The organism is Bacteroidota bacterium, assembly GCA_038746285.1.
GTDB lineage: Bacteria > Bacteroidota > Rhodothermia > Rhodothermales > JANQRZ01 > JANQRZ01.
Window position 1 is genome coordinate 69710 of record JBCDKT010000013.1, and the last position, 14421, is coordinate 84130.

The 14421-nt window shown below is 70.5% G+C and carries 9 protein-coding genes; 6 read left to right on the forward strand and 3 right to left on the reverse strand.

Features of this window, described 5'->3' with window-relative positions:
• Nucleotides 1–2: 2 nt before the first annotated feature.
• The 3 genes from AAGI91_06295 to AAGI91_06305 all read right to left on the reverse strand — a co-directional run bounded on the left by AAGI91_06295 (nucleotide 3) and on the right by AAGI91_06305 (nucleotide 3078).
• Nucleotides 3–1295, reverse strand: coding sequence for a TRAP transporter large permease (locus tag AAGI91_06295; protein MEM1042225.1), 1293 nt, complete (start codon nucleotides 1293–1295; stop codon nucleotides 3–5).
• Nucleotides 1295–1939: a TRAP transporter small permease gene (locus AAGI91_06300; GenBank protein MEM1042226.1), complete on the reverse strand. Its 645-nt coding sequence runs from the start codon at nucleotides 1937–1939 to the stop codon at nucleotides 1295–1297. The genes AAGI91_06295 and AAGI91_06300 overlap by 1 nt, the downstream gene beginning before the upstream one ends.
• A 116-nt stretch (nucleotides 1940–2055) precedes the next feature.
• On the reverse strand, nucleotides 2056–3078 hold the full coding sequence (locus AAGI91_06305) for a TRAP transporter substrate-binding protein (protein ID MEM1042227.1): 1023 nt from the start codon (nucleotides 3076–3078) through the stop codon (nucleotides 2056–2058).
• 170 nt (nucleotides 3079–3248) lie between these two features.
• Between AAGI91_06305 and AAGI91_06310 the strand changes: the two genes are divergently transcribed.
• The 6 genes from AAGI91_06310 (at nucleotide 3249) to AAGI91_06335 (ending at nucleotide 14301) form a co-directional block, all read left to right on the forward strand.
• On the forward strand, nucleotides 3249–4280 hold the full coding sequence (locus AAGI91_06310; protein ID MEM1042228.1) for a LacI family DNA-binding transcriptional regulator: 1032 nt from the start codon (nucleotides 3249–3251) through the stop codon (nucleotides 4278–4280).
• A 62-nt stretch (nucleotides 4281–4342) separates the two neighbouring features.
• On the forward strand, nucleotides 4343–7348 hold the full coding sequence (locus AAGI91_06315; protein ID MEM1042229.1) for a TonB-dependent receptor: 3006 nt from the start codon (nucleotides 4343–4345) through the stop codon (nucleotides 7346–7348).
• 84 nt (nucleotides 7349–7432) lie between these two features.
• A complete protein-coding gene (locus tag AAGI91_06320) occupies nucleotides 7433–9247 on the forward strand; it encodes a T9SS type A sorting domain-containing protein (GenBank protein MEM1042230.1) in 1815 nt (604 codons plus the stop codon).
• 131 nt (nucleotides 9248–9378) lie between these two features.
• On the forward strand, nucleotides 9379–10773 hold the full coding sequence (locus AAGI91_06325; protein MEM1042231.1) for a T9SS type A sorting domain-containing protein: 1395 nt from the start codon (nucleotides 9379–9381) through the stop codon (nucleotides 10771–10773).
• A 121-nt stretch (nucleotides 10774–10894) separates the two neighbouring features.
• Nucleotides 10895–12367, forward strand: a complete 1473-nt coding sequence (locus tag AAGI91_06330) for a glycoside hydrolase family 28 protein (protein ID MEM1042232.1) — start codon at nucleotides 10895–10897, stop codon at nucleotides 12365–12367.
• Between the two features lie 8 nt (nucleotides 12368–12375).
• A complete protein-coding gene (locus AAGI91_06335) occupies nucleotides 12376–14301 on the forward strand; it encodes a glycoside hydrolase family 2 TIM barrel-domain containing protein (GenBank protein ID MEM1042233.1) in 1926 nt (641 codons plus the stop codon).
• Nucleotides 14302–14421: the final 120 nt, after the last annotated feature.

Sequence of the window (14421 nt, forward strand, 5' to 3'; positions counted from 1 at the left end):
GATCAGTACCCGAAGAGCGACGGGAGCCAGAGCGAGAGCGCCGGCAGGAGCGTCGTGAGGGCGAGGCCGACGAGCATCGCGAGGAAGAGCGGGAGGAGGGGGCGGACCACTTTGGCGATCGTCGTCTCGGCCACGCCGACGCCGACGAAGAGCACGCTCCCCACCGGCGGCGTGCACAGCCCGATGCAGAGGTTCAGCACCATCACGATCCCGAAGTGCACCGGGTCCATCCCGAGCTCGACCGCGACGGGCAGGAAGATGGGCGTGAAGATGAGGATCGCCGGCGTCATGTCCATGAACGTCCCGACGGCCAGGAGCACAAGGTTGATGAGGAGGAACACGACGAGCGGGTTGTCAACCGCCGCGACGGCCGCCGCCACGCTCTGCGGTAGGTTGACGTAGGCCATGATCCAACTGAGCGCAATCGAGACCGCGATCAGGAGCATCACAATCGCTGTCGTCGCGGCGCTGTCGAGCAGGATCTGCGGGAGGTCGCGCACGCCGATGCCGCGGTAGACGAAGGCCAGCACCCCGGCGTAGAGCACGGCGACGGCCGCCGCCTCGGTCGCCGTGAAGAGGCCCGCCACGATCCCGCCAATCACGACGACGAGCAGGAACAGGCTCGGGAGCGCTTCCACGAACCGGCGGGCGGCGACGGCGACCGGCAGGCGCTCGTCGGTCGGGTAGCCGCGCCGCCACGCGATCACGCCCGCGACCGCCATGAGCAGGAAGCCGACCAAGATGCCCGGCCCGTAGCCCGCGAGGAAGAGGGCCGCAATCGAGACGCCGCCCGAGGCGAGCGAGTAGACGATGAGCACGTTCGAGGGCGGGATGACGAGGCCGACCGTCGCGCTCGTGATGTTGACCGCCGCCGCGTAGTCGCGGTCGTAGCCCTCGTCGACCATCCGCGGGCCGACCGTACTCCCAATCGCACTCGCGGCGGCGACCGCGCTCCCGGAGATCGCGCCGAAGAGCATCGAGGCGAGGACGTTGACAAACGCGAGGCCGCCGGGGAGCGTCCCGAGGAGCGCCTTCGCGAAGTCGATCAGGCGCCGGGCGATCCCGCCCCGGTTCATGAGCTGCCCGGCGAGGATGAAGAACGGAATCGCGAGGAGCGTGAACGAGTCGAGGCCCGTCGCCATGCGCTGCGCGACCGTCGTGAGCGCTGCCACCGGCTCGACCGTCAGCAGGATCGTCGCGACCGTCGAAAGACCGATGGCAAACGCGACCGGCACGCCGAGCCCGAGGAGCGCGACGAAGGTGACGACGAGGACGACGACAGCGAGCGCTTCCACTAGGGCACCTCCGTCTGTCTGTCGCCGGCCGAGACGCCCGCGCGGGCTACGTCGCGCTCGTGCTCTCCGAACGCCTCGGCCGAGGGCCGGTCGGGGGCGGTCAGGTGGGTGGGCTGCCCGCGCAGCGTGCGCAGGTGGTCCGCCCATGCGAGGGCGGCGTAGTAGGCGATCAGCAGCCCGCTCAGCGGGAGCACGCTGTAGACGACTCCGAGCGGCAGCCCGAGCGCCGCCGAGGTCTGCTCTAGGACGAACGTCAGCCACACGAGGTAGCCCCCGCCGAACGCCATCGCCCCAAGCGCGAACGCCACGACCGCCCCCTGGATCACGAGGCCGAGTGCCGCGCGCGCCTTGCCGCTGAGCGCCCGCGGCAGCAGGTCGATGGCGAGGTGCAGCCCCTGCCCGCTCGCGTACGCCGCGCCGAGGAGGCCGACCCAGATCAGCAGGAAGCGCGCGAGCTCGTCGGTGAACCCGCTCGGCTGCGGGAGCGCGAACCGGGTGAAGACCTGCCAGAGGACGTTGAGCACGCTCAGCCCCATCAGCACCGCTACCGCCCACCCGAGTGCCGTGTCGACGCGCCCCTTCGTCCCCCCGTCGCGCGTGGCGACGAGCAGCGGGCGGGACGGGGTAGGATCGGAAGGGGTCATGTTTGGCGTGGAGGGAGTGGAGGGTCGGGAGGGAGTGGGCGAGTGGGCGGAGGGGCGAGTGGGCGGAGGGGCGCTGTGCTCATCTCCCACTCGCCCTCTCTCCCATTCGCCCATTCTCAAGGCTCGGAGGTTAATCGGGATGCTTCGGTCGGCACATCGGACTCGACCGCGCGAATGGAGGCGATCAACCCGCCGAGCGCCGGGTCGGCGTCGTAGGCGGCGAGGAGGTCGCGGACCTCGCCGGCGAAGGGGGCGCGCTCGTCCGTCCCGAGGCGGATCACCTCGACGCCGGCGGCCTGCACGGCGCGGAGGGCTTCTTCGGTCGATTCGCGCCACAGGTCCTTCTGCACCTCGGCGCTCTCGGCGGCGGCCTCGGCGAGCCACGCCCGCTCCTGCTCGGAGAGGCCGTCCCACACCGGCGTCCCGATGATGAGCACGTCCGGCACGGCGGTGTGCTCGTTGAGCACGTAGTACGGCGCGACCTCGTAGTGCCGCGACAGGTGGAAGCTCGGCGGGTTGTTCTCGGCTCCGTCGACCACGCCCTGCTGGAGCGCGGTGTAGAGTTCGCCCCACGAGATCGGAGTCGGGCTGCCGCCGAGGGCGCGGACCATCCGCATCGCCGTCTGGCTCTCCTGCACGCGGATCTTGAGGCCCGCGAGGTCGGCGGGGCGGCGGACCGGGCGCTCGACGGTGTAGAACGAGCGCGCCCCGGCGTCGTAGTAGGCGAGGCCGCGCAGGCGGAAGTCGGCCGCGTCGTCGAGCAGCCCCTGCCCTACGGGCCCGTCGAGCACGGCGAAGCGGTGGGCCTCGGAGCGGAAGAGGTAGGGCAGCGAGAAGACCTGGAAGGCCGGAGCGAAGTTCTCGAGCACGCTCGCCGAGACCTTCGTCATGGCGAGGCTCCCGATCTGGAGGAGTTCGAGGCACTCGCGCTCGGAGCCGAGCTGGCCCGAGGGGTAGACCTCGACGCGGAGCGCCCCGTCCGAGCGCTCGGCGACGCGCTCGGCCATGACGAGCATGGCTTCGTGGACGGGGTGGTCGGTGCTCAGGCCGTGGCCGAGGCGGAGCACACGCCCGTCCTCAGCGCTGGAAGCGCATCCGGAGAGCAGCAGCGCGAGAAAGACGAGAGGACGGGGAGTCATGACACCTTCGCTTAATCGTTTAAGTACGCACTTTTTTCTCTTATTGTCAAGTGTCGGGCGCATATTTGCTTTAGGCGCACATCGAATCTGTCTTTTACCCTCTTGACAAACTTAAACGTTTAACCTATTCTGTTACTGGAAGCCCTTCCACGCCGTTCGTTCTCAACGCGATGCCGCGCCACACCATTAAAGACGTTGCCCGCGACGCCGACGTGTCGGTCGCCACGGTCTCGGCTGTGGTCAACGGCGCGGCCTGGGTCTCGGCCCCGACGCGCTCGCGCGTGCAGGACACGATCGACCGGCTCGGCTACCGGCCCAACCGGGTCGCGCAAAGCCTCAAGACGCGCGAGAGCCGCGCCGTCGGCGTGATCGTGAGCGACCTCACGAACCCGTTTTTCACCGAGGCCGTGCGCGGCCTCCAGCACCGCCTCCGCGACCAGGGCCGCTCCCTCCTCCTCGCCGACGCCGACCAACGTACCGAACTCGGCGGCCACCAGCTCGCCCTCCTGATCGACAAGCAGGTGGACGGCCTCATCCTGATGGGCGACTCCGTCCCCGAGGCGGCGCTCCGCGCGCTCAGCCAGCGCCGCGGGCGCGTCCCCGTCGTCACCGTTGGGCGGGACTACCGCCTGGGCGGTGTGAGCACGATCCTCGTCGAGTCCGAGGAGGCGAGCTACGAGGCTACGCGCCACCTCATCGACCGGGGCTACGCCCGCGTCGCGCACGTCACCGGGCCGGACACCGAGGAGGGCGGCCTGACGCACGGGCGCACGCCGCGCATCAACGGCTACACGCGGGCGCTCACCGACGCCGGCCTCCCCGTGCGCGACGAGTGGGTCGTCGCGGGCGACTGGCGGGCCGGCGGCGGCGCAGCGGCGATGAACCGCCTCCTCACGCTCGGCGAGCGGCCTGACGCCGTGTTCTTCGCCAACGACATGATGGCGCTCGGCGCGATGGGCGTCGCCCGCGAGGCCGGCCTCGCGCAGCCCGACGCCCTCGCCGTGGTCGGGTTCGACGACGTGCCTGCCGCACGGCTCGTCGCCCCGGCGCTGACGACGATGCGGATGCCGAAGGCCGACCTCGGGCGCGCCGCCGGCGACCTCCTCGACGGCCTCCTCGCCCAGCCCGGCCAGCCCGACGCCGTCCACCGCCGGTTCGCCGCCGAACTCGTCGTCCGCGCCTCCTCGCCGCCCAAGCAGTAGTCCACGTCGGCGCACTGCGGCTCCATCGCCTGCGCGTTTTACTAAAACGATTAACCTGAGTCGTGATCTCTCGCCCCCGCTTTCGTCTCGCATCCACGCTCGGGCTGCTCCTGCTCGGCGCAGCCCCGGCGCTCGCGCAGTCCGGGGCCGTCACTGGGAGCGTCACCGACGCCGAGACCGGCAACGCGCTGCCGGGAGCCAACGTGGTCGTCGCCGGGACGAGCATGGGGGCCGCGACGGACTTCGAGGGGCGCTACCAGATCTCGGGCGTGCCCGCCGGCGAGCAGCGGCTCGTGGCGACCTACCTCGGCTACGAGGCTGACACGCTCGCCGTGACCATCCCCGCCGGGGGCCGCGCGGGGCTCGACATCGCCCTCCGCCCGGCCGTCGTGCGCGGCGAGACGGTCGAGGTGACGGCCCAGCTCGAAGGGCAGCTCGCGGCGATCAACGAGCAGCGCTCCTCGAACACGATCGTCAACGTGGTCTCCAGCGACCGCATCCGCGAGTACCCCGACGCGAACGCCGCCGAGAGCGTCGGGCGGTTGCCGGGCGTCTCGCTCCAGCGCGACGGCGGCGAGGGCACGAAGGTCCAGGTGCGCGGCCTCGACCCGAGCTTCACGTCGGTCACCATCAACGGCGAGCGCATCCCCGGCTCCGGCGAGGGCGGCTTCGACGACGCCGGCAGCCGCGGCGGTGGGCGATCGGTCGACCTCAGCCTGATCTCGTCCGACCTCCTCGCGGGCGTCGAACTCTTCAAGGCGCTCACGCCGGACAAGGACGCCGACGCGATTGGCGGGACGGTCAACCTCGTCGTGCGCGAGGCCCCGACGGGACTGCGCGGCCGGGTCCGCGCCCTCGGCGGCTACAGCGACCTCGAAGGCTCGGTCGAAAACCTCCGGCTCGACGGCAACGTCTCGAACCGCTTCCTCGGCGACCGGCTCGGGGTCGTCGCCACGGCCAACTTCCAGCAGACCCCGCGCGGCTACGAGGGCTTCCAAGCAGACTTCAACCCGAGGACGCTCGTGGAGATTGAGACGCGCAGCCTGGAGGTGGACCGCCGCGAGGAGGTCCGCACCCGCTACGGGGCAAGCCTCACGACGGACTACCGGCTCCCCGGCGGCGGCGTCCAGCTGCGCGGCCTCTACAGCCGCTCCGAGCGCGACCAGGACCGCCTCCGCATCCGCTACCGCATCGAAGAGACCGACGCCGAGCGCGCCGTCCGCACTCAGCTCCGCACCGACGACCTCGTCTCCGGCGGCCTCTCCGGCGAGCACGCCTTCCCCCGCCTCCGGGTCGACTACAGCCTCTCGGCCTCGCAGAGCCTCGGCCGGACGCCCGAGGGGTGGGACGCCCGGTTCCGCCAGACCACCGCCTTCGAGGGCCTCGCCTCGACCGACTTCGCCGACGCCTCGCGCGAGCAGATCGCCGACAGCGCTGGGGCCGCGCTCGACGAGACGTTCTTCCGCTCGATCCGCCGCGTCCGCGAGCGCACCCGCGACCGCGACCTCACCGCCGCGCTCAACCTCGCCGCCCCCTTCCGTCTCGCCGACGCCCTCGCGGTCGAACTCCGCGCCGGGGGCAAGTTCCGCGGCAAGCGCCGCACCCAGGACTACAGCCGCGACGAGGTCATCTCGAGCGACATCGAACGCTACGCCGAGGAGAACGACCTCCCGCTCCTCGACGGCACGACCGACCCGGCGGCGTTCCCATACTTCCTCGACGACGAGGGCGACGCCGCCGACGGGCTCAGCCTGCTCGAGACGCCCGACCGCGACGCGATTGCCACGCTCGACGCCGACCTCGACCCGTTCTACGAGAGCCACCCGTTCTTCGACCAGCGCGACTACGAGGCCGACGAGGACATCGCCGCCGGGTACGCCCTCGCCGAGGTCAACGCCGGACCGCTCCTCGTCGTCGGCGGCGTCCGCTACGAGCGCACCTCGACGGGCTTCTCGGGCACGACCGGCACCTACACCTCCGACCTCCAGCGTCTCCTCAACAGCTTCGAGGACGCTCAGATGGCAAACCCTGACACCACGTTCGCCGAGTTCTTCTCCGTCCGCGACACGACCGGCGCGCAGGACTACGGCGCGTGGTTTCCCCAGGTCACCGCCCGCTACCGCGTCACCGACTTCCTCGACGTTCGCGCCGCCGTCACCCGCACGCTCGCCCGCCCCGACTACGTCGACCTCGTGGCCTACGAGAACGTGGACGAGATCAACAACGAGATCGAGCGCGGCAACACGGACCTCCAGCCGACCTTTGCGTGGAACTACGACGCGGGCGTCTCGGCCTACACGCGCTACGGCCTCTTCGCCGTCGGCGGCTTCTACAAGCGGCTCGCGGGCTTCCAGTACGACCAGTTTTTCGACGAGTTCATCGAGGACGAGGGCCGCACCTTCCGCATCTTCCAGACCGTCAACGGCGAGGCGGCGACGGTGTGGGGCGTCGAACTAGAGGCCCAGGCCAACTTCCTGTTCCTGCCCGGCGTGCTGAGCGGGTTCCTGCTCAACGCCAACTACGCCTGGACCCAGAGCGAGGCTGAGTTCCCGATCCAGTATGGCATCGGCTTCGACGCCGAGACCTTCCGGACGGTCTTCGCGAGCGAGACCCGGACCGACGCCCTCCCGGGGCAGGCCGAGCACGTCGCCAACCTCACGCTCGGCTACGAGCGCGGCGGCTTCTCCGGGCGGCTCTCGCTGAGCTACCAGGGGGCCTTCCTCGTCAGCGTCACCGAGAGCGTCTTCGACGGCGCCTTCGTCAACTTCGGGGCCGACGACCCCGAGACGCCGGACCTCCTCGAGTGGGCCTTCGACGACCCCGAGACCGAGGAGATCGAGGGCGGCCCGATCACGCAGGCCGAGGTCCGCACGGGGCTTCGCACGCGGCCCTACACCTTCATCGACCTCCAGCTCAGCCAAGACATTCCTGGCGTGAAAGGCCTCCGCGTGATCGCCAACGCCTCCAACCTCACCGACCAGTTCGAGCGCCAGCGGCTCGGTGCCCGCAATTCGTTCGGGCGCGGCTACGGCTGGTCCGGCGAGTTCGGCGTCCAGTACAAGTTCTGACCTCCCCACCCGCCACTCCGCCCATCGCCCTGGCGGACTTCCCGAGAGGGCGCCCTCCTTCCCTTCACGTAACCCTTCCCAACCATGCTACGCTTTACGAACCGCATCCTCGGCCTCTTCGTCGGGCTGTGCGTCCTCGCCGTCTCGGCGCAGGCGCAGGTCAACGTTCCCCCGGGCATTGGCACCCTCGACGATGCCGTCAACAACAACACCGTCTCCGGCCAGGTCTTCGTCCTCGAAGCCGGCCAGACCTACACGCTCTCGGACCGGATGGAGCCGACGGTCAGCCTCACGATCCAGGCCGACGGCGGCAACTGCCCCGTCGTGCCGGCGGACTGCCCGCTGATCCAGCCTGAGAGCCCCGACCCGCTCGACCCGGACGACGAGGTGGAGCGCGTCTTCGGCCTCGAGGACGACGGCGTGAGCCTCACGCTGCAGCAGGTGGCGGTCACGAACACCTCGCCCAGCGGGGACTCCGACGAGCGGACGATCCGCTTCCAGGCCGCCGACCTCAGCGCCACGCTCGACCGCGTCCTCGTCTTCGACGAGCCGACGATGGTCTTCCGCATCGACGACGAGGCCGGTGACGGCGCGGCGGCCCCCGACCTCTTCATCCACGACTCGGTCTTCAAGGACATCGACGACCGCGTGCTCGACGACCGCGGCAACGATCTGGGCGAGGTCGTCTTTTTCGGCAACACGTTCTACAGCATCGGCGGGCGCGTCGCGCGCGACGACGGCGCCGTGGCCGCGTCCTTCCGCTTCGAGCACAACACGGTCCAGTTCGTCCGCGAGCGCATCCTCGACACGGGCGACGTGACCGGCGACGTGCTGATCCGGAACAACCTCCTCGTCGACACCGGCTACCGCGGCGGCGAGGCCGGCGACGACCCCGAGTCCCAGGTCCGCGTCGGCGACGTGCAGGGCGACGCGACAGTCTCGCACAACTCGTGGGTCTTCGACAACGCACTCCTCGAAGACCCCGTCGCGCCCACGCTCTACGACGGCGGCGCGCTCGACGCGATCGCCGACAACGGCACCGGCGCGACAGCCTCGCAGGCCTTCCGCCCCGCCTTCACCGACGGGCAGCCGGCCCCGTTCGACTTCGCCGGCGAGCCCTTCGACTACGGCTACGCGCCGAGCGAAGACGCCTTCGACGCCTCCTCGGCCGGGCAGCCGCTCGGTGCTCTCATCTGGCAAGGGCTAACGGTCGCCAACTTCGACCTCGCGGCGGCCGCGACGAGCTTCCTCGTCGTCCCACAGGGCGGGCAGGTCAGCTTCAGCTTCGTCATCGCCAACAACAGCAACAACGCCGTCTCGGGCGATCTCTTCTTCGAGGCCTTCCGCAACGGCAACCAGGTGACACGCGGCCGGATTCTCTCCGGCTCGCTCGCCTCGGACGCCTGGTTCCCGGGCGGCTTCACGCAGAACGTCCCCGGCAGCGCGCCGACGGGCGACTACGAGTACCGCATCAGCATCGGCACTTTCCCGTCGCAGGCCATCGACACGGAGACGTTCACCGTGACCGTCGTGCCCGCCAGCGGGCCGGTGGCGGAGGCCGGGTGGAGCATCGCCGAGGCGACGCCGTGGCCCTCCAGCGAGGCGGCTGCTGAAGACGCCGTGGCCGCTGCCTGGACCCCGGAGGCCGGTGTCTCGGCCTACCCAAACCCGTTCGCCGAGCGCGCCGAGATCGCCTTCACGCTCGCCGAGCGGGCCGACGTGTCGCTCACGGTCTACGACGTCCGAGGCCGCGCCGTCGCCACGCTGGCCGACGGGCCGATGGCTGCCGGTCAGCACGCCGTTGCCTTCGACGCGGCCGCGCTGCCGAGCGGCGTCTACGTCTACCGCCTCGCCGCCGGCCAGCGCGTCGAGACGGGGCGCATGACGCTCGTCCGATAGACGGAATAGGAGGAGTGGGGAGAAAGGGAGGAATGGGAGGACGGTCTCGAACCGAGACTTCTTCCCACTCCCCCCATTCCTCACACTCCTCATTTTCGAATACCTATCCTCCCCACGAATTCTCTGCTCCCATGCGATCTCTTGCTACCGCCTGCCTCGCCCTCGCGCTGCTCGCTGCGTGGCCCGCTGCCGCCCAGGTCGACGTGCCCCCTACGCCGGGCGCGCTCAACAACGCCGTCAACAACAACACGACCCCCGGCCAGGTCTTCCGGCTCCAGTCGGGCCAGACCTACCTCCTCACCGACCGGATGGAGCCGACGGTCGACGTGGTGATCGAAGCCGACGGCGGCGACTGCCCCGTCGTGCCGGCCGACTGCCCGCTGATCCAGCCGATCGACCCGGGCGGCGGGCCGGAGCGCATCATGCAGATCGAGACGGCGGGCGTGAGCGCCACGCTGCGCGGCGTCGCGGCCACGATGCGCAGCCCCAGCGGCACGCGCGACGAGCGCATGTTCCGCCTCCGGGCCGACGGCGTCTCGCTCACCCTCGACCGGACCTACCTCTACGACGAGGCGACGATGATCGTCCGCGTCGATAACTCCGCGCCCAACATCTACGCCTACGACTCGGTCATCAAGGACGTCGGCGACATCAACGGCAACCTCGACGAGGGCCGCTTCATCGACGACCGTGGCAGCGACATGGGCGAGGTCGTGGTCACCGGCTGCACGTTCTACAACATCGTCAACCGCGTCATCCGCGACGACGGCGGCGACCTCCAGCGCCTCCGCTTCGAGCACAACACGCTCAACTACGTCCGCCGCCGCGCCGTCGAGGCCGGCGACGTCGAGGAGGCGCTCGTCCAGAACCTGATGCTCGTCAACGTCGGCTTCCAGGGGGCTGACGCGGGCGAGATCAACTCGATGATCTCGCTCGACTCGACCGGGACGGGCACCGAGAACCACCTCGTCCGCAACGTCAACTTCTACGTCGACCCGTCGATCATAGAGAACCCCGACGGCGAGATCCAGCTCCTCAACAGCGTCGCCCGCGACGCCAACGACGGGTTCGAGGAGACGCTCCTGGAGGAGGTCGTCACCTTCGCCGACGGGCCGACCGCGTTCTTCGACTTCGCCGGCGAGCCGTTCGACTTCAGCTACGCCGGCAGCTTCGACTCGTTCAGCGCCTCGACCGGCGGGCAGCCGCTCGGCGCGCTCATCTGGTTCGGCCTCGAAGTAGACGCCGAGGACGGGGCCGCCCCGACCGGGTTTGCCTTCGCTGGAGCTGCGCCGAACCCGTTCGCCGCCCGCACCGCGCTCGCCTTCACGCTTGACCGGGCAGCGGACGTGCGACTCGACGTGTTCGACCTCCTCGGCCGCCGCGTCGCCACGCTCGCCGAGGGGCCGCACGCCGCCGGCACGCACACCGCGACGTTCGACGCCCGCGCGCTCCCGGCCGGGGTCTACCTCGCCCGCCTCAGCGCTGACGGCCAGACGGCGACGCGCAAGCTGACGCTGCTTCGCTAGCGGGATAGCTCGGCGTGGAGGGAACGGAGGGTGGGGAGGGCACCTGCGCTCAGGCAGTGCATGAACGACGAAACTGAACCCTCCCTGCCCTCCCCTCCTTCCACGCCCCCATAAGCCTACTATGCTCCACCTCGCCCTCTTCATCCTCCTCGCTGCACCTGCCCTTGCGCAGACGCTACCCGAGCCAGCCGAGCCGTTCACGGCGGAGACAGCGCGGGCACAGGAGGAGGCCGCATGGGCCACAGTGCCGGATGTCCTCGCCCGCATCACGGTGCCGAGCTTCCCCGACCGCACCTGCCGCGTGACGGACTACGGGGCCGTGCCGGGCGACAGCGCGGACGACCGACCGGGCATCATGGGGGCGCTCCGCGACTGCGCGGCGCAGGGCGGCGGGCGCGTCGTGATCCCACCGGGCGACTGGCTCTCGAACGGGCCCGTCCACTACGAGTCAAACATCGACTTCCACCTCGAAGCTGGGGCGACGCTCCGGTTTGGGACCGACCCGGCGTTCTACACCCCGCTCGTCCTGACGCGCTGGGAGGGGACGTTCCTCTACAACTACTCGCCGCTCGTCTACGCGAACGGCAAGGAGAACATCGCCCTCACCGGGCGCGGCACACTCGACGGGCAGGCCGAGGGAACGTGGAGCCTCTGGAAGCGCGACAACGACGGCCGCAACCAGGAGGCCGACAAAGCGGTGCTCCGGCGGATGGGGGCAGAGGGGGTCCCGGTCGAGGAGCGCGTCTTCGGCGACGGGGTCGCCGACACCGACGGCGACGGGCAGAACGACGGCGACGGACAGCCGCACTACCTCCGCCCGAGCCTCGTCCAGTTTTTCGAGAGCCGCAACGTCCTCGTCGAGGGCGTGACGCTGCGGGGCAGCCCGTTCTGGACGACCCACCTCGTCGGCTGCGAGAACGTCACCGCGCGCGGCCTCACGATCCGCTCAGGCACCACCAACGACGACGGCTTCAACCCCGAGTCGAGCCGGTTCGTGCTCATCGAGGATAGCGACATCTGGACGCACGACGACCCGATTGCGATCAAAGCCGGGCGCGACGCCGACGGGCGGGCCTACCCCGGCACAGCCTTCGTCGTCATCCGAAACACCCGCCTCCGCTCGACCGTCGGCGGCGCGATGTCGATCGGGAGCGAGATGTCGGGCGGGGTCGAGGGCGTCTTCATCGCGGACAACGTCGGCGAGAACGGACGCGGGCGCGGCCTCTACCTCAAGAGCAACCGCGACCGCGGCGGGTTCATCCGCCACGTCTACGTGCGCGACCTCGACCTGACAGGCGCCCGCACCGGCTTCGAGATCACGACCGACTACAAGGGCCTCCGCGAGGGCGCCCACCCGCCGGCCGTCCACGACGTGTTCCTCCGCGACGTGCGCATCTGGAACGCCTCGGAGCGCTCGGTCCGCCTCCTCGGGCAGCCGACGGTCCCCGTGCGCCGCGTCCTCCTCGACGGCGTCCACCTCCGCGGCTCCGACACCGCGCCCGAGCTTCGGTCCGTCGAGGACGTGCTCGCCCGCGACGTCACCGTCGGCGGCGAGGCGTGGCGACCGGACAGCATCGTCGAGGAATCGCCGTGATCCACTTTGTGCCTATCCTCGCCCTGCTCCTCGCCGCGCCGCTCGCGGTCCCACTCGCGGCGCAGCCCGTCGAGCCGCCGTCGGCGCTCTACGACCGCGACCGCGTCAGCCTGAACGGCGACTGGAACTACCTCGTCGAGCCGTTCGGGCAGGCGCTCCGCAGCCGCAACGTCCGCCGCGACTTCCCCGTCGACCGGCAGGCCGCGCCGGGCGAGCTCGTCGAGTACGAGTGGGACAGCGCGCCGACCGTCGCCGTCCCCGGCGACTTCAACCACCAGGTCCCCGAGCTGTGGCTCTACGAAGGGCCGGTCTGGCACCGCAAGCGCTTCGCGGCTCCCGACCTCGGCGGGCTGAATGGAGAGGCGCAGCGAGCGTTCCTCTACTTCGAGGCGGCCACCTACCAGACGCACGTCTTCCTCGACGGCGAGAAGCTCGGCGTCCACGAGGGCGGCTTCACCCCGTTCGCCTTCGAGGTGACAGACCGGCTCCGCGAGGCCAGCGGCGGGCACAGCCTCATCGTCGCCGTGGACAACGCGCGGCGGGCCGACGGCGTGCCGGGGCGGCGGACCGACTGGTGGAACTACGGCGGCCTCACGCGCCCCGTCTGGCTCGTCCTCGTCCCCGAGACCTACATTCACGACACCACCGTTCGGTTCGATAGTGAAGCTATCACGGTCCTCGTCGAACTCGACGGCGCTGAGGCGGCAGGGGCCGAGGTGACGGTGTCGGTCCCTGAACTCGACCTCCGCGAGACGGTCGCCGCCGGGCCGGACGGCCGGGCCAGCATTGTGCTCCCGGCATCGGATGTCGAGCGGTGGTCGCCCGAGTCGCCGAGGCGCTACGAGGTCGTCGTCGAGGCCGCCGGGGACCGGGTGGCGGAGCGCGTCGGGCTGCGCACGGTCGAGGTTGCGGGCGAGGACATCCTGCTCAACGGCGCGCCCGTGTTCCTGCGCGGGATTGCGATGCACGAAGAGGCCTTCGACCGGCAGGGCCGCCGCGCCTCGTCCGAGGCCGACCTGCTCGCGCTGATGGAAGCGGCCAAGGCCCTCAACGCCAATTTCGTCCGGCTCGCGCACTACCCCTACTCGGAGCGCGCCGCCGCGCTCGCCGACAGCCTCGGCCTCCTCGTCTGGGCCGAGATCCCGGTCTACTGGGAGGAGATCCATTACCAGTCGCCGCAGACGCTCGGCCTCGCTCGCGCCATGCTGAGAGCGATGATCGAGCGCGACGCGAACTACGCCTCGGTCATCATCTGGAGCGTGGCCAACGAGACGCCGGTCACCGAGGACCGGATGCACTTCCTCCGCACCCTCATCGGCGACGTCCGGCGGCTCGACCCGACGCGGCTCGTCTCGGCCGCGCTCAAGAGCACGAGCGTCGAGGCCGCCGCCGCCGACGGCGCGGGCGGGAAGACGGCAGGCCATCCGGGCGACACCGGCAGCCGCGCCAACAGCCTGGAGCAGCGCGTGGACGACCCGCTCGGGCAGTACCTCGACGTGCTCGCGGTCAACACCTACGTCGGGTGGTACGGGAGCCGGACGCCGGACGAGATCGCCGAGGTGACCTGGACCACGCCCTACGCCAAGCCGCTCGTCTTCACCGAATTTGGGGCCGGGGCCGTGCGCGGCTTGCGCGGCGACCGCCTGGAGCGCTGGACCGAGGACTACCAGGCCGCCGTGCTCGACGAGACGATCCGGGCAGCGCTCCGCACGCCCGCCGTGCGCGGCCTCTCACCGTGGCTGCTCAAAGACTTCCGCTCGCCGCGCCGCTGGCACGCCCGATACCAGCAGTTCTGGAACCGCAAGGGCGTCCTGAGCGAGACCGGACAGCCCAAGCTCGCCGCCGACATCCTCGCCGACTGGTACGCTCGGCTTTCTGAGGAATGGGAGAAGGGGAGAGTGGGAGAAAGGGCGGACGGGCGAAAGGGAGAATGAGGGAACTTCTCCAGCGTCGCCTTTCAACACTCGCCCACTCGCCCACTCGCCCACTCGCCCACTCGCCCACTCGCCCACTCGCCCACTCGCCCACTCGCCCACTCGCCCACTCGCCCACTC